Annotated in this window: 15 protein-coding genes; 7 read left to right on the plus strand and 8 right to left on the minus strand. The window is 46.1% G+C overall.

All coding sequences use genetic code 11. From position 1 onward, the window contains the following. Positions 1 to 36 precede the first annotated feature (36 nt). From J9260_RS04410 to J9260_RS04420, 3 genes are all read left to right on the plus strand, one after another. Positions 37 to 2,862 (plus strand): valine--tRNA ligase, encoded by a 2,826-nt coding sequence (locus tag J9260_RS04410; RefSeq protein ID WP_210219836.1) that lies wholly within the window; start codon positions 37 to 39, stop codon positions 2,860 to 2,862. 261 nt (positions 2,863 to 3,123) lie between these two features. Further along, a complete protein-coding gene (locus J9260_RS04415) occupies positions 3,124 to 5,256 on the plus strand; it encodes an AAA family ATPase (protein ID WP_210219837.1) in 2,133 nt (710 codons plus the stop codon). A 2-nt stretch (positions 5,257 to 5,258) separates the two neighbouring features. Continuing rightward, positions 5,259 to 7,145: a hypothetical protein gene (locus J9260_RS04420; protein ID WP_210219838.1), complete on the plus strand. Its 1,887-nt coding sequence runs from the start codon at positions 5,259 to 5,261 to the stop codon at positions 7,143 to 7,145. Positions 7,146 to 7,149: 4 nt separating this feature from the next. Here J9260_RS04420 and J9260_RS04425 read toward each other — a convergent pair whose 3' ends face one another. Then, complete coding sequence (locus tag J9260_RS04425; protein ID WP_210217793.1) at positions 7,150 to 7,605, minus strand: transposase; 456 nt, start codon at positions 7,603 to 7,605, stop codon at positions 7,150 to 7,152. Positions 7,606 to 7,744: 139 nt separating this feature from the next. After that, positions 7,745 to 8,170 carry a helix-turn-helix domain-containing protein gene (locus J9260_RS04430; protein ID WP_210217478.1) on the minus strand — a complete coding sequence of 142 codons (426 nt, stop codon included), beginning with the start codon at positions 8,168 to 8,170 and terminating at the stop codon, positions 7,745 to 7,747. Positions 8,171 to 8,291: 121 nt separating this feature from the next. Here J9260_RS04430 and J9260_RS04435 point away from each other — a divergent pair, with 121 nt between their 5' ends. After that, the gene (locus tag J9260_RS04435) at positions 8,292 to 8,963 is read left to right on the plus strand and encodes a hypothetical protein (protein WP_210219839.1); all 672 of its coding nucleotides are present in this window, start codon (positions 8,292 to 8,294) and stop codon (positions 8,961 to 8,963) included. A 112-nt stretch (positions 8,964 to 9,075) separates the two neighbouring features. Here the strand turns inward: J9260_RS04435 and J9260_RS04440 are convergent, their stop codons facing one another. Genes J9260_RS04440 through J9260_RS18870 form a run of 3 tightly spaced genes read right to left on the minus strand, consistent with a single transcriptional unit; the run spans position 9,076 to position 9,822 of the window. Then, a complete protein-coding gene (locus tag J9260_RS04440) occupies positions 9,076 to 9,414 on the minus strand; it encodes a XisI protein (RefSeq protein ID WP_210219840.1) in 339 nt (112 codons plus the stop codon). After that, positions 9,399 to 9,623 carry an element excision factor XisH family protein gene (locus J9260_RS18865; RefSeq protein ID WP_425520101.1) on the minus strand — a complete coding sequence of 75 codons (225 nt, stop codon included), beginning with the start codon at positions 9,621 to 9,623 and terminating at the stop codon, positions 9,399 to 9,401. Before J9260_RS18865 ends, J9260_RS04440 begins: the two co-directional genes overlap by 16 nt. Further along, complete coding sequence (locus J9260_RS18870) at positions 9,547 to 9,822, minus strand: element excision factor XisH family protein (protein WP_210219842.1); 276 nt, start codon at positions 9,820 to 9,822, stop codon at positions 9,547 to 9,549. The genes J9260_RS18865 and J9260_RS18870 overlap by 77 nt, the downstream gene beginning before the upstream one ends. An 88-nt stretch (positions 9,823 to 9,910) precedes the next feature. On the opposite strand from J9260_RS18870, the gene J9260_RS04455 reads away from it, so the two are divergent. After that, positions 9,911 to 10,204: a UPF0175 family protein gene (locus J9260_RS04455; RefSeq protein WP_246499629.1), complete on the plus strand. Its 294-nt coding sequence runs from the start codon at positions 9,911 to 9,913 to the stop codon at positions 10,202 to 10,204. A gap of 123 nt (positions 10,205 to 10,327) precedes the next feature. Here the strand turns inward: J9260_RS04455 and J9260_RS04460 are convergent, their stop codons facing one another. Next, entirely contained in the window at positions 10,328 to 10,906 is a 579-nt protein-coding gene (locus tag J9260_RS04460) for a Uma2 family endonuclease (protein ID WP_210219843.1), read from the minus strand. A 122-nt stretch (positions 10,907 to 11,028) separates the two neighbouring features. Between J9260_RS04460 and J9260_RS04465 the strand changes: the two genes are divergently transcribed. Together J9260_RS04465 and J9260_RS04470 are read left to right on the plus strand one after the other, a co-directional pair. Beyond that, positions 11,029 to 11,340 (plus strand): cupin domain-containing protein, encoded by a 312-nt coding sequence (locus tag J9260_RS04465; RefSeq protein ID WP_210219844.1) that lies wholly within the window; start codon positions 11,029 to 11,031, stop codon positions 11,338 to 11,340. A 1-nt stretch (position 11,341) separates the two neighbouring features. After that, positions 11,342 to 12,181: a class I SAM-dependent methyltransferase gene (locus J9260_RS04470; RefSeq protein ID WP_210219845.1), complete on the plus strand. Its 840-nt coding sequence runs from the start codon at positions 11,342 to 11,344 to the stop codon at positions 12,179 to 12,181. Positions 12,182 to 12,306: 125 nt separating this feature from the next. Here the strand turns inward: J9260_RS04470 and lpdA are convergent, their stop codons facing one another. Beyond that, positions 12,307 to 14,049, minus strand: coding sequence for a dihydrolipoyl dehydrogenase (lpdA, locus tag J9260_RS04475; RefSeq protein ID WP_210219846.1), 1,743 nt, complete (start codon positions 14,047 to 14,049; stop codon positions 12,307 to 12,309). Then, on the minus strand, positions 14,046 to 15,389 hold the full coding sequence (aceF, locus tag J9260_RS04480; RefSeq protein ID WP_210219847.1) for a dihydrolipoyllysine-residue acetyltransferase: 1,344 nt from the start codon (positions 15,387 to 15,389) through the stop codon (positions 14,046 to 14,048). Before aceF ends, lpdA begins: the two co-directional genes overlap by 4 nt. Between the last annotated feature and the right edge of the window lie 5 nt (positions 15,390 to 15,394).

Consider the following 15,394-nt stretch of genomic DNA (forward strand, 5'->3'; position numbering starts at 1 on the left):
ATGCCGCTCTTTTTCCGACTTTATAAGTAGCGGCACATGGACAAGACCTACCAACCTCAAGACATCGAACAACGCTGGTATCAGCATTGGGAACGAAGCGGCTATTTCGCCCCCAAAGGCGACGGCAAGCCGTATTGCATCATGATCCCGCCGCCGAACGTCACCGGCACGCTGCACATGGGGCACGGTTTCAACCAGATGGTGATCGACACCCTGATCCGCTACCACCGCATGAAGGGCGACAAAACCCTCTACCAACCCGGCACTGACCACGCGGGCATCGCCACGCAAATGGTGGTCGAACGCCAACTGCTCGCGCAAGGCGTAACCCGCCACGATTTAGGCCGCGAAACGTTCCTCGAAAAAGTCTGGGAATGGAAAGGCCAATCCGGCGACACCATCAACCGCCAATTGCGCCGTTTAGGGACGACCCCCGACTGGTCACGCGAACGCTTTACGATGGATGAAGGCTTGTCGGAAGCGGTGCGCGAAGTGTTCGTGCGCCTGCATGAAGAAGGTTTGATCTATCGCGGCAAACGCTTGGTGAACTGGGATACCGTGCTGCACACCGCCGTTTCCGACCTTGAAGTCGTGTCCGAAGAAGAAAACGGCAATATGTGGCACTTCCGCTACCCGCTGGCGGATGCGGCGGGCAATGCCACCGACGAATTCCTGATCGTAGCCACCACACGCCCGGAAACCATGCTGGGTGACTCCGCCGTTGCCGTAAACCCGAAAGACGAGCGTTACCAGCATTTGATCGGCAAAAACGTGGTGCTACCGCTGGTAGGCCGCTTGATTCCGGTGGTGGGCGACGATTACGCTGACCCGGAAAAAGGCACGGGTTGCGTGAAGATTACCCCAGCGCACGATTTCAACGACTATCAAGTGGGCAAGCGTCACAACCTGCCGCTGATCAATATTTTCACCATTGATGCCTGCATCAACGACGTTTCACCGGAAAAGTATCAAGGGCTGGAACGTTTTGCTGCGCGTAAGCAAATCGTGGCGGACATGGATGCGCTCGGCTTGCTGGACAAAATCGAAGACCACAAACTGATGGTTCCGCGCGGCGACCGTTCCGGCACGGTGATTGAACCGTACCTGACCGATCAGTGGTACGTGGATTTGACCCGCGAAACGCTGGACGACGGACGACCCGGCGGCAAAACTGCGATTGCGCAACCCGCGATTGACGTGGTGACAAGCGGCGAAGTGCGCTTCATTCCGGGCAACTGGGTGAACACCTACAACCACTGGATGAACAACCTCGACGACTGGTGTATTTCACGCCAACTGTGGTGGGGGCATCGCATTCCGGCGTGGTATGACGACGCAGGCAATGTTTACGTGGCACGTTCCGAAGATGAGGTGCGCAGCAAATACAACCTGCCTGCCGATCTGGTATTGCGTCAGGATGAGGACGTGCTGGATACGTGGTTCTCCTCCGCGCTGTGGCCGTTTTCTACCCTCGGCTGGCCGAATGTGGACGATGAGGCGCTGAAAGCGTTTTACCCCACGCAGATGTTGATGACCGGCTTCGACATCATCTTCTTCTGGGTGGCGCGGATGATCATGTTCGGCAAGAAATTCATGGGCGACGTGCCATTCCGCGACGTGTACATCCACGGGCTGGTGAAGGATGCGGACGGGCAGAAAATGTCCAAATCCAAGGGCAATGTGCTTGACCCGCTCGACATTATCGACGGCATCGACCTCGAAGCACTGGTGGCCAAACGCACGACAGGCTTGATGCGTCCAGAAGATGCGCCCAAGATCGAAAAAGCTACCCGCAAGCAATTCCCCGACGGCATTACCCCGCACGGCACGGATGCGCTGCGCATGACGTTTGCCTCGTTCGCCACCGCCGGGCGCGACATCCGCTTCGACATGCAACGGCTGGAAGGCTACCGCAATTTCTGCAACAAGCTGTGGAACGCGGCGCGTTACGTGCTGATGCAGTGCGAAGAGCAGGATACTGGGCTGGACGATACTTTGCCGGTGGAATTGTCGGCGGCGGATCGCTGGATCATTTCCTTGCTGCAACAGACTGAGGCGGAAGTCGCTGACCACATCGACAACTACCGCTTCGACCTTGCCGCCAAAGCGATGTACGAATTTGCCTGGCACGAATACTGCGACTGGTATCTGGAGCTGACCAAGCCGATTTTGGGCAAAGCCAACGACAACCAAGCCGCCAAACGTGGCACGCGCCGTACTTTGGTGCGCGTGTTGGAGGCGGCGTTGCGCCTGATGCACCCGATCATGCCGTTCATTACCGAAGAAATTTGGCAGAACATCAAGGGCTTGGCGGGCGTGTCCGGTGATTCCATCATGCTGCAACCCTACCCCGTCGCCGACACGGCGCTGATTGATCAGGCAGCACTGGCGGAAATCGAATGGGTGAAAGCCTTCATCATGGGCATCCGCCGCATCCGTTCCGAGATGGACATCAAGCCGGGGCAAGTGCTGGATGTGCTGCTGCAAAACTGGAGCGACACCGACAAGGCACTGTTCACCACCAGCGAAGCGTTTGCGCGGACGCTGGCGAAAGTCGGCAACGTGACGTGGCTAGAAGCAGGTGCGGATGCGCCGGAATCGGCTACGGCACTGGTCGGCGAAATGCAAATCCTCATCCCGCTGGCGGGGCTGATCGACAAAGACGCGGAAATCGCGCGTCTGAGCAAGGAAATCGATAAGCTGCAAAAGAACCTCGGCGGGCTGGAAGGTCGGCTGAATAATCCGGCGTTTGCGGACAAAGCTCCGGCGGCAGTGCTGGAACAGACGCGCAAGCAGGCGGATGAGCAGCGGGCTGCGTTGGGGCAGTTGGTGGGGCAGTTGGAGAAGATAAGGGCGTTGTGATTACAAACCGTAATCGACTTTAAATCTTGAATGAAAGTGCATGAAACCCTTGTCCGTATTGGACTCGGGTTGATTGCTTAAAAATAATCCATTCCCTGTGGATTCTTTGGATGCACACAAGGGCAATGCGCCTAAAATAGACAATCGGTAGCAACATGCGAATTAGAACCGACACCTTGTCAATATAACTTTTTTATTGATGGTGATTTGAGTAGACTGTAACAGTGTAATTATAACAATTCTAGTGGAAAAGAAGCGTAGATGAATGCGACAGAGACAATCTATCATGTAGATGAAATTAAAAATCTTTCTGACCGTGAACTGTATCAGAGATTGTATGAAAGTTGGAATATAACTAATGGTGAAATTAAAATTTGGGGAAGACTCAAACTTAGGAATGATGGCCGGTGGGCTTCTATTGAAGAGGTAAGAACAACAACCGAAAACCGGGAAATTAACTATCCATTGGATGAATATATAAAACTAGATCCATATATTTATGTTGAGTATGCCAAACAGATATTAGGAGACAACCAAAGTATTTTTATAAAGTGCAGTCTTAGTCTGTCCCCCGAAAGGGAACGTATAAGGCATAATAATCCTTTTCAGATGGCAGTTAAAATAGGTTCAGTAGAGATTCTTGAGTCAATACCCATCAATAAAAACGACATCTTAGAATCAGATTGTGAAAGTTACATCGCAAAAGCTATTTATAATTTTGAGTTATCAAAACTCACTAAAGATATAGTTAAAAAAGAAATTGCTTTACAAGAGAGTTTAAAATCACTTGAGGCAAAGAAGACTCAAGAAGACATTGAAATAAATAAACTAGCCAAACAAAAATCTATACTTGAAGAAAATAGCTCTCAGTTAAAGTCAGATATTGATATTCAAAATAAAAAGCTGATAACTGCGATTGATCAGCATGAAAAGGAAATACAAAAAATGTCCAAGAAAATCGAAAAACTAAAATCATATATTGCAGAAAAAGCTATTTTCCTTAAAAAATTTGAGTTTATTGATGATGATGATTTTGATGAAATTTCTATTAATATAGTACCAGAATTTAATAAAATTGAAACACTAAGTTTTTCCAGTGATTTTAATTTAGACTATAAGCAGGCAGTTTTTTATATTCAATCATACTTAAAAAACATGGATATTCTTTATCCAAGACATATTATTGAGAATTACTTAACGCTTATTCGTACAAATGATTTAATTATCCTGGCGGGTGACTCTGGTTCAGGTAAAACAAATTTAGTGCAATCTTTTGCAAAAGCTGTAGGTGGAGTTGCCAAAATCATTCCTGTAAAACCAAACTGGACTAGTTCTGAAGATCTATTGGGGTATTACAATCCACTTGAAAAAAAATATCTTGCCACTCCGTTCCTAGAAGCATTAATTGAAGCTCAGAATAATCCTGATATACCTTATTTTATTTGCCTAGATGAAATGAACTTGGCGAGAGTCGAATTTTATTTCGCCGACTTTTTATCAAAACTCGAATCAAGAGATTCTAATCCTGAAATTCAATTGTACTCAGATGATGAATCTGCGCATATTTTTTCAGAACTTAAAGCCGTTGTCACTGTCATTTCTGAGGCAGAAAAAAAGCATTCTCAAGATGGAATCATTGATTTTATCAAATTAGTACAAAACGAAAATATTAATTCAGAGATGAAACGTATTTTTGGATTTAGTGAAAAAGATTCAATAATTAAATATCATGGCGATATTAGGAGAATGTTATCAGGCGTTATTCGCACCCCTTCCAAAATAAAAATGCCAGCAAATGTTCGCATTATCGGCACAGTAAATATTGATGAAACAACACATTACCTATCACCTAAAATTCTTGATCGCGCCCATATTATGAAATTTAAAAGTCCTTTGCTAAGTGATTGGCAGAGTATTTCTTCTGAAATTGAAAGTTATGGCTTTGAAAATGTGAGCAAATCACTTCATTTTGATATTAATGACTTAGGTATAAGAGAAGCGTACCCTCGATTTGATAATGAAGATAAATTCTGTCAAATATTTATTGATTTAAATAAAGAGTTTTTCTCCCCTTTAGGTGTTGAATTTGGTATGCGAACTATTCGTCAAGGTCTAAATTATTTGAAATTATTTTCTGATTTAAACGAAAACAATGAGCAAGCAATTAATAATTTCATAATCCATAAAATACTACCAAAATTTACTTTTGATGGAAACAAACAGTCTGGCAATCAAAACAAACTAGACTTAATAGATAAGGTAATGCTTCCGAAACTTGAAAATATCATAAGAACTCATAACTTGATTACAGATGAGTTTTCAAGTGTAGTTGCGCTTAAAAACATTATTGCGAATGCTAGAGCAAATGATGGCGTTGTAAATTACTGGGCGTAAATATGCAAGCAATATTTGAAATGAAGTATCTTGATGTCAGTTGGTATAATGAAGATACGATCCTTAGCATTAAGGAATCTTCTAGTTCATTGAATGTAGAGTTTGATGATGAACTTCAACATTTTCTTTGCTATACCGAGATATATCCAAAAGCAGATGGCATTAGACTTGGACAATTAGCTTTTCGATATTTAAAAAACAATCTGATTGCCCCTTATATTAAGGGAGCAGATGACACCAAAATTCCACTCAAAAAAATCACTGACAAAGACACAGGTAAAGAATGGTGGATTGAAGCTAATTTCTGGATAGCAAAAGACAAACGCTGGGAAAGCAAAACCTACAGAACTGCTGGTAAAATAACGGTTGTTTTACAAAGCCAAATATGTCAAGTAAATATTGGGTCATCAGAGTTTACAGCAAAACAATTAAATCGCTACTTATCAGATTTTAAAAGTGATTTATGGGAATTAATCTTAGATGAGCATAGTTATGTCACTGGAAAAGCAAAAATAACACAAAGTGGCGGTATAAATGAAGAAACCATTCATTTGATTAACCATATAATATCTCACACTCAACAAATACTAAAGAACCCCAAGTCAGAACTACGTGAAAATCAAGAGCTTAAGCCACGAAAAATGGTCAAACCTGTATCTCGAACATTCATGGAAATTGCCACAAAAGGCGATAGTAATTTTTTAACTAGTAGAGCAACTAATCCAATTTTCAATGTACCAGAAAATAGATATATATTATTTGCCTTAGAAAGAATTTACAGAATTGTACGACAGTTAGTAGCAATATCTCAAAATAAAAAAAATCGCTTTGAATTAGCAATCGAAAAATTGAATGAACGATACCATTCTTTTGGAAATACAAAACCAATTGATAAAAATTTAGTACGCAAAGATTTAGAAGCAATTAAGAAATTGTATAATATTGAACATGTAAATAACACGTTAAAAGGAGAACTAAAAAACCTGATTAATGATAAAGATCAATTCACGGAATTAAACAAGTGGTATTTAAAAATTACAGGAAAAACAAGCGATGGTAAATCTTATTTTGTGGGTGTGAAACGGCAGTTAAATGATGTCTGGTTTGAGCGAGTGGCAGGAGAAAGAAACGTTTTCTTAAATCTTGGAAACGAACATTATCAAAACTTATTAGAAGAAGGCTTTGAATATAAAACAGATGCTCGACTTGATTATAGCACTGGCGTGTCAAAAAATGATGTGCGCTGGCATAATTATAAACTAATTAAATTAAAAAATATTGAAGTAATTGGGGGGGTTAATTTTGAAAAAAGAAAAGAAAATTTCAAAAAAATGAAGGAACTAGCCATAGCCCTTAATGCTAAAAATTGGATTAAAGAACTCAGCAAAAAAGAAAAAGAAGAACAAGAAAGAGAAAAACGCTCTATACAAAATCGACTGAAAATCCATGAGGATGAGCATAAAAAAGCAGAACAAGTATATGAATTTCTTGAACCAAAATTGAAAAAAATTAAAGTAATTCTAGATCAATTTAAGCGACTTAACATAAAGCCATCGCCTACTTTTCCGAATTCCATGACTTTTGTGCAGAATCCCCATTACCAAGCGATTCATTCTGGCTATAAAGCATTGCGTGAACTAACAAACTTAAGCGATGACGATTTATTATTATCCTTGGAGCAAGTTGATGAAATTGGCTTAATCAATATGCCACTACTATATGAACGCTGGTGCTTATTACAAATAATCAAGGTATTAGTACAAAACTATCACTATAGTCCATCACATGATTGGAAACGTAAGCTTTTAAAAATAGCGCTAACAAACAACCGTAATGAAAGTCTAGATTTTACTAATAACAATGTAGGGCGGCATATAAAGCTATGGTAAGTAATTATCCAAAAGTTATCGTGTATTTTTCGCCGAAGCCAGCCAGTATAGCTAACACCAGTTCCTTCATGTCCTTGTAGCTTTTATAGGCATCCAGCGGCAACCATTCATATTTGATTTTTCGCCAGAGTATTTCGATAGGATTGAGTTCAGGGCTGTAGGTTGGCAAAAAATGTAAGCAAATTCCCGCCAACATCCAATCTTCACGTTTACCAAGAAAGGCTTTGCTGGTTTGTATCGGGGCGTTATCCAGAATAACCAAGCAAGGTATTTTTGTTTGTGCAAATTCTTCGGCATAACGGTCAGCAAAGGCACTAAAGGCGGCGATGGCAGCTTGTGAGTCAACGCGCCCTTCCACCGTGTGGAAAAAACTATCGTTGTCTAGGCTCATAAAACCCAAGACATTCAAGCGTTTGCTCTGAGCTGTGAGTAGCCTGCGTGTTTCCCCCGTTTCTGCCACCCGTAAGGGACGCAAGGAGTTGTGGTAAAACCTGAACCATCGAAGTAGTAAATAAGCAACTTGCCAGCCGCCGCTTGCTGGTGGAGTAATGCTTGAATTTCCTGCTCACGCTTGAAAGCCACGGGGTCACGTTTATCTTTCAATGAGTTACGCATCCGCTTCCAGAGGTAGTGGAACTTTTTTTTAACAGGCGTTTCAAGGTGCTGGTACTGGCTACTTTCTGGGTTAGATCAGCCAGTTTGGTTTGAGCCGTCTTGATTTGGCGTGGCTCTTCGTCCACTAGGGTTTTCAACAACGCTACTTCAGCTTCTGTGTATATCCGGGGGCAACCAGAGCGGGGACGGTCGTAAAGTCCCAGCAGCCCTTCATGTTCCCAGCGGTCGAGCCACTCACTGATGGCATCGCGCCGTACATCCAAGATTGACCACAGTTCCGCAAGGGTAAAGCCGCGTGTACTCAACAAAATTGCTTGCGCACGTTGACGACAGCGGAATGTAGGGTGGTTCATATACATTTCCTGCAAGGTCACGCGGATTTCTTCAGGGATCGGCTGGGCAAATTTCATCGGTGCGGACATTCTTAAGTGACAAACTACCAGTTTACACCAGCAGGATCTTATACGTGGAAACTTCTAGCTAGTTACTTATGAATCTAAACTCAGCAATGGAAAAACTCCTGATTTTGTTATGGATGTCACCTGTAATAAAAAGGATAAAAGAAAAGACTTGAAACAACGTTTTGTAATGGATGCAAAATTTTATTCTGATGATGTTTTGCAAAGACGTGGTGGTATCTCTGCTGTAATCAGAGAACTATATGAAAGTAAGGATTATAGTGAAGGTGGCAAAAATGCTGTATTCATTCTGCATCCTTCTCAAAATGCGATTGATGAAAAAATATCGCCACAAATATGGGGCGATAATAGTTATTTTGGTGAGTTAAAAATGTTTAATTGGGATCTTGGCCTGCGTAAAAAGAATTATCATAAGTACGGTGCAATCTGCGCCAATCCAGTGCTTAGAATTAGGTATCTAGATGAGTTTCAGCGCCTAATAGGAATGTTCTTACAATACGGAGTTGAGAATAATCAACTTGATCGCTCTCAATCAGATGATGTGGAGTCTATTAATTTCTGTATAGCCTGCGGTTCTCATGACTTAAAATCAGTTCGGGTAACCACTGGAAATATGAAAGCTTCTTGGTATGAATGTAATGATTGCAAACATTTTACCACTTACAACCATTGCCATCATTGTAATACGCGCCTTATTAAGAATGGGGATTATTGGTCTTATCACTCACAGATGCCAATAGAACCATTGAATATAAAATGCCCGGCGTGTGAAAGTTTGTTGTAATGTTTTTTCCAATATTTATTGCAAAAAAGAAATTAGCTGCATTAAGGCACTCTCCATATTCTACATGCCAAAGGAAAAAGCTTGATTCTAGACATAAAACTGCACGTTGTAGCTATCCAGCTATAGCAAAGCCTGTATACTGCCGAATAGATGGATGTCGAAAACCCAACACAATATCTGATTTGGGAATTCCCGCATCCACCAATTCATTGGCAACCCCATATTCCGTACCATCGTACTGCACCCAAACTTTACTATCAATCAACTGGACATGAATAACCGCACCTTGCAGATAATCATCCCCACGCCAACCCGCTTGCAATAAAACGTAATTGCCGTGTTCATCATCAAAACTAACACTGGATTTGATGACATCATCTGCGGAATCGTACTTGAGGTATTCCAGCAGGATTTTCTTGATAATTTCAGGGTAATTCAATTCGGTAGCCATTGCGTAATGATCTCGCTTTCAGGATCAAACACCAAAACTTTAACAATATTGCCATCCAGTAATATCTGACCGATTTCAACAGAGAAAATGGTATTCGCTACTTTATTGGTGACAGCCAGAAACAATTCCCGATCAGGCTCGGTTTGCAGTCTCCATGATTTGTTTATACAGGACGTATTGACCAATAGCCTGTTCCAAATCGTTGACATCGGATACACCCGTAAAGCTCTTGATCTCAACCACAATCCGGCGCATACCTTTTTCTGCACTGAGGAGCATTTCCGCGCCAAGATCAGCAAACAGGCGTTTTTTGCCAATGGTCAGTTTGTATGGGTCATGCGTGATCGTCCAGCCATCCTTGACCAAGGCATGTTTGACCGTTTCGTGGTAAATATCCAAGCGGGGCATGACTATCCTTTGCTGCAACCATGATTACGCTGAACATAGCACGGCTGGCAAACCGTCGCCATCCCGATTGAAACGCTTTGGGACAAACATGCTACGATTACCTAATCGCTTCATGCTGGAACACACCATGCAAATCACGTTAGACATTCCTGATCAACACCTTATCGACCAATCCCCCGAAGAATTCGGCAAACGCATCAAGTTGTACGCTGCCCTGATGATGTTCCAAGAGGGAAGTTTGTCGGCGGGTGCTGCATCCGAGTTTGCAGGTATTGACCTTTTTACCTTCATCACCGAATGTCAACAGCATAACATCCCGCTGGTTGATTCCGCACCGGAAGCACTGGATGGAGAACTGGAAGATTTGCGGATGATTACTTGATACAAGCCATTCGATCTGAATCCCATTTCCCACCAGCATCTAAGCAGCTATCTACGGTCAAATAATCGTACAACACATATCCAAGACCCAGTACGGCCAAAAAGCCGACGATCAATACCCACTTCATTCTGCCAACACCCGCCGATAAATATCCGCCACCCTAACCCGACATTGCAACGTGCTGATTTCCACCACATCCTGCATCTCGTGAAACTCGGAATAGACCCACTGCTTATCCGCCTGCCGCTGGTATTTTTCCACGCGGCAATAATCCTGCGCCACCAACAGGTATTCCTGCAAAGGCGGGATCAGTTGGTAATGGAAGAATTTCAGCCCACGATCATAGGCTTCAGTGGATGCGGACAGGACTTCGATAATCACCAGCGGATTCAGCAACACATCGCCATTTTCATCCTCAAATTGCTCATCGCCGCAAGTCACCACCACATCGGGATAGCTGAACTTGTTGGTTTTGTCGGTGCGAGTCCTGACTTTCATATCGCTGGAATACACCCCACAAGGTGTTTCCAGCAGTTGCGCCCCCAATGAAACCACCAGATTAGTAGAAATCTGGTTATGTTCACGGCTTGCTCCTGCCATTGCGTAGACTTTGCCGTTCAAATATTCGCTTTTGAACTTGGCTTGGCGTTCGCGCTGGAGGTATTCCGCTTCGCTCAACAGGTAAGCAGGTTGCGCTGGCATGGCTCATTTCCTTAAATCACTACTGCCGAACATGGCATGGGTACGATCTATGTTCTACGGTTAGATAAACATGGTACAAGTAAGCGTTTATGCAAACAACCCAACGTTAAACGGAATTTCCCATGAGAAATAATATGTTCGCGAATATCCCCGCGACTATTCCCACAGAAATCTTTGAGTCGCTCATCCAAACTGATACCATCAAAATCGAACGCATTATTTCCAAAGGTCAACAATCAGCCGAAGGCTATTGGTATGACCAAGATCAAGCGGAATTCGTGTTGGTGCTTCAAGGCCAAGCGCGTATTCAATTTGAAACACATACTGTTGACCTAAACGCAGGTGATTACCTCAACATTGCGGCTCACCAAAAGCACCGCGTCGCGTGGACAACACCTACCGAAGAAACCCTCTGGTTAGCCGTATTTTATTGATATGCCCAACTTCTACTTTCATACCGACAATGCCAAACAAGCGTTGGATGCTATCGCCAACGGGCTTTCCAGCATCCGGCTTTCCACCGACCTGAACCTTTCCGAACAAGACTTTGCCCTAAGTGGTCAGTGCCTGGTACTCGACGCAGACAATCAACTCTCCATCGACACCCTCAAAAGCATCGTCAAAAAGACCCAGCGAATCTACCTCTGTCACGATGGCGCAATGACCCCCTTGGAAGACCGTAGCACAGGCTACTACAAGCTCGTTCCCACCGCTGGCGCACCGCTGCTAGAAATTAGCGGTGTCAAAATGCACATTTCCAAAGGAACAGACCCCTTTACCAGTGCCTCCGCAATGGCGCAACAAGCCGTGCGCAAAGGTGACAAAGTGCTGGATTGCTGTAGCGGATTGGGCTATGCCGCCATCGCCGCTCACCGCCTAGGTGCAAGCGAAGTGCTCAGCATCGAACTAAGCCCAGAAGTCATGGGGCTACGTGCGCTAAACCCTTGGTCAAACGACTTAAAGCAAGCAGGAATCGTGCAACGCCAAGGCAGCAGCTACGAACTAATAAACACCCTACCTGCCGCTTCTTTTGATGCAGTCATTCACGACCCCCCGCGTTTTTCCCTCGCCGGAGAGCTATACAGCGAAGAATTCTACCGCGAAATCTTCCGGGTACTACGCCGCGACGGACGACTCTTTCACTACACCGGCAATCCACACGTCGTCAAAAAAGGTAGCAGCTTTGTCGATGGCGTTATCCACCGCCTCAAAGCAGCAGGCTTCCGACACACACAAAAAGTCGAGCACCTGATGGGTGTCAGCGCACAAAAATAACCGCAAAAAAAAGCGGCTCGTTGTTCAGGCGAGCCGCCAACCGGTTTCTCACTTAACGTGAGGAGTCAAACTCAAAATCTCTTGTCCCCCTCGCCCCTTGAGGGAGAGGGGCTAGGGGTGAGGGGTTATTTCTTCGGCGCGTAAATATCCGTGCAAGTCCCCTCTGCCACTTCCGCCGCAAAGTTCAGCGTCTCGGAAAGCGTCGGATGCGGGTGAATCGTCAAACTCATGTCGTGCATATCCGCCCCCATTTCCAAGGCCAGCACCGCCTCGGCAATCAGCTCACCGGCATTCTTACCCGCAATGCCCGCGCCAATCAGTTGCCCGGTTGCCTTATCAAACAGCACCTTGGTAATCCCGTTGCTGGCATCCATCGACAACGCCCGCCCACTCGCCGCCCAGGGGAACGCGCCTTTTTCATACGCAATCCCTTCCGCCTTGCACTGCTCTTCGGTCTTGCCCATCCACGCCACTTCCGGGCTGGTGTAAGCGACCGACGGAATGGTTTTCGCATCAAAATAGGCTTTATGCCCCGCAATCACTTCCGCCGCGACTTTGCCCTCGTGCGTGGCTTTGTGCGCCAGCATCGGCTGCCCCACAATGTCGCCAATCGCAAAAATGTGCGGCACATTGGTACGCATCTGATTATCCACCGGAATAAAACCGCGTGTATCCGCAAACACCCCCGCCTTCCCCGCGTCAATCAGCCCACCATTTGGCGAACGCCCAATCGCCACCAACACCCGGTCAAACGTATCCGTCGCAGGCGCACCCTTGCCCTCAAACGCACACACCAAACCCTCAGCCGTCGGCGTAATCGCGGTAACTTTGGTATTCAGGTAGATATTCTCGTACATCCCCTTAATCTGGTTGTGCAAGGGCTTCACAATGTCACGATCCGCACCGGGCATCAGTCCGGGTGAAAGTTCCACCACGGTAATTTTTGCACCAAGCGCGTGGTAAACCGTCGCCATTTCCAACCCGATAATGCCACCGCCGACCACCAGCATCCGCTTAGGGATTTCCGGCAATTCCAGCGCATCGGTAGAATCCATCACCCGTGGATCGTCCCACGGAATAAACGGCAATTTCGTGACTCGCGAACCGGCGGCAATGATGCAATTGGCAAACTTCACGGTCTGCTTGCTGCCATCCGCTGCTTCCACTTCAATGGTATTGGGTGAAGTGAAACGTCCGTAGCCTTGCACGATTTGCACTTTGCGCTGCTTCGCCAAGCCTTTCAGACCCGTGGTCAACTTGCCGACCACATCGCTTTTATGCGCTCGCACGGCATCAAGGTCGATGTCCGGCTCGCCGAATTTCACGCCATGCTTAGCAAACTCCTTCGCCTCGTTGATCACTTCCGCCGTGTGCAATAACGCTTTGGAGGGGATGCAACCGACGTTGAGGCATACGCCCCCGATATTGGGGTAACGCTCGATCAGCACCACTTTTTTGCCAAGGTCAGCAGCGCGGAACGCAGCGGTGTACCCGCCGGGGCCAGAGCCTAGAACGACGAGTTCGGTTTCAAGATCAGCAGACGTGGGTGTAGGTGAAGGTGAAGATTGTTGTAGAGACGCAAGATTTTGCGTCTCTACGGTGGTAACAACAGCTGCATCCCCCGTCTCTACCACCTCCAACATCAACAACACCGACCCTTCCGACACCCGATCCCCCACCTTCACCAGCATCTGCTTAATCGTGCCAGCGACAGGGCTGGGAATTTCCATCGACGATTTATCAGACTCGATGGTAATCAGCGAATCTTCCGCCTCAATCTGGAAACCGGCATCGACCAAGACTTCAATGATTTCAACGTCTTTAAAACTGCCAATATCGGGGACTTTGACTTCGATAATCTTGCTCATACCAGCAACCTCCGAATATCACCCAGCATTTTGGCAAGGTAAGTGGTGAAACGTGCGCCATCCGCGCCATCAATTACGCGATGGTCATACGACAGTGACAGTGGCAACATTAAGCGCGGCGCGAATTCCTTACCGTTCCAAATGGGCTGAATGTCGGACTTGGATACGCCCAGAATGGCGACTTCCGGCGCATTCACAATCGGGGTAAATTTCGTGCCACCAATCCCGCCAAGGCTGGAAATCGAGAAGCACCCGCCCTGCATATCCGCCGGTTTCAGCTTCTTGTCACGCGCCTTCGCCGACATTTCCTTCAGCTCTTCGGAAAGCTGCATAATCGACTTTTTGTCCACGTCACGGAACACCGGCACAACCAGTCCATCCGGCGTATCCACCGCCACGCCGATGTTGTAGTAGCTTTTACGGATCAGGTTTTCACCCTTCGCATCCAACGATGAATTGAAACGTGGGTAAGCCTTCAGACCCGCCACCACCGCTTTCATAATGAATACCAGCGGGGTAATTTTCATCCCCGACTTGGCATTTTCCTCATTCAATTGCTTGCGGAACGCTTCCAGATCGGTGATGTCCGCTTGGTCAAACTGGGTGACGTGCGGAATGTGTACCCAGTTGCGGTGCAAGAATTCGCCGGTCAGTTTATTGATGCGCGACAACGGCACGGTTTCGATTGCACCCCATTGGCTGAAATCAATGTCCGGCATGGGTGCAACGCCCAGCGTATTGCCGGAAGTCGCACTTTTTCCTGGCACACCGCCCATGCTCATCACATCCTTGATGTACGCTTTTACGTCATCTTGGGTAATGCGCCCCTTGCGACCAGAGCCTGTGACCTTGTTGAGGTCAGCACCGAGTTCGCGGGCAAACTTGCGCACAGAGGGGGTAGCGTAAGCTTTGCTGAAGTCGAGTTTTGGGGAATGCGGTTGTCGTAGAGACGCAAGATTTTGCGTCTCTACAGTGGTGGTGGATATCGGTACGGGTTGTTGTTGTAGAGACGCAAGATTTTGCGTCTCTACGGTGGTAGTGGGTGTCGGTGCGGATACGGGTTGTTGTTGTAGAGATGCAAGATTTTGCGTCTCTACGATCCCCGCCACCTCCATCATCACCACCAAACTCCCTTCCGAAATCCGATCCCCCACCTTCACTTTCAGCTCTTTAATCACGCCCGCTACCGGCGACGGAATTTCCATCGACGATTTGTCGGATTCAATCGTGATTAACGAGTCTTCAACAGCGATGGTGTCGCCAACGCTCACCAATACTTCAATGATTTCAACATCTTTAAAGCTGCCAATGTCTGGCACTAAAACTTCTTGGATTGCCATGATCG

Source organism: Thiothrix unzii (assembly GCF_017901175.1).
Taxonomy (GTDB): Bacteria; Pseudomonadota; Gammaproteobacteria; order Thiotrichales; family Thiotrichaceae; genus Thiothrix; species Thiothrix unzii.

What these genes read in the sequence shown, in the direction of transcription:
- J9260_RS04420 (WP_210219838.1), top strand. Translation starts at nt 5,259, where the DNA reads ATGCAAGCAATATTTGAAATGAAGTATCTTGATGTCAGTTGGTATAAT.
- J9260_RS04440 (WP_210219840.1), bottom strand. Translation starts at nt 9,414, where the DNA reads ATGGCTACCGAATTGAATTACCCTGAAATTATCAAGAAAATCCTGCTG.
- J9260_RS04430 (WP_210217478.1), bottom strand. Translation starts at nt 8,170, where the DNA reads ATGAAATTTGCCCAGCCGATCCCTGAAGAAATCCGCGTGACCTTGCAG.
- J9260_RS04415 (WP_210219837.1), top strand. Translation starts at nt 3,124, where the DNA reads ATGAATGCGACAGAGACAATCTATCATGTAGATGAAATTAAAAATCTT.
- J9260_RS04465 (WP_210219844.1), top strand. Translation starts at nt 11,029, where the DNA reads ATGAGAAATAATATGTTCGCGAATATCCCCGCGACTATTCCCACAGAA.
- J9260_RS04470 (WP_210219845.1), top strand. Translation starts at nt 11,342, where the DNA reads ATGCCCAACTTCTACTTTCATACCGACAATGCCAAACAAGCGTTGGAT.
- J9260_RS04435 (WP_210219839.1), top strand. Translation starts at nt 8,292, where the DNA reads ATGGATGTCACCTGTAATAAAAAGGATAAAAGAAAAGACTTGAAACAA.
- J9260_RS04460 (WP_210219843.1), bottom strand. Translation starts at nt 10,906, where the DNA reads ATGCCAGCGCAACCTGCTTACCTGTTGAGCGAAGCGGAATACCTCCAG.
- J9260_RS04410 (WP_210219836.1), top strand. Translation starts at nt 37, where the DNA reads ATGGACAAGACCTACCAACCTCAAGACATCGAACAACGCTGGTATCAG.
- lpdA (WP_210219846.1), bottom strand. Translation starts at nt 14,049, where the DNA reads ATGAGCAAGATTATCGAAGTCAAAGTCCCCGATATTGGCAGTTTTAAA.
- J9260_RS18865 (WP_425520101.1), bottom strand. Translation starts at nt 9,623, where the DNA reads ATGTCAACGATTTGGAACAGGCTATTGGTCAATACGTCCTGTATAAAC.
- J9260_RS18870 (WP_210219842.1), bottom strand. Translation starts at nt 9,822, where the DNA reads ATGCCCCGCTTGGATATTTACCACGAAACGGTCAAACATGCCTTGGTC.
- aceF (WP_210219847.1), bottom strand. Translation starts at nt 15,389, where the DNA reads ATGGCAATCCAAGAAGTTTTAGTGCCAGACATTGGCAGCTTTAAAGAT.
- J9260_RS04455 (WP_246499629.1), top strand. Translation starts at nt 9,911, where the DNA reads ATGCTACGATTACCTAATCGCTTCATGCTGGAACACACCATGCAAATC.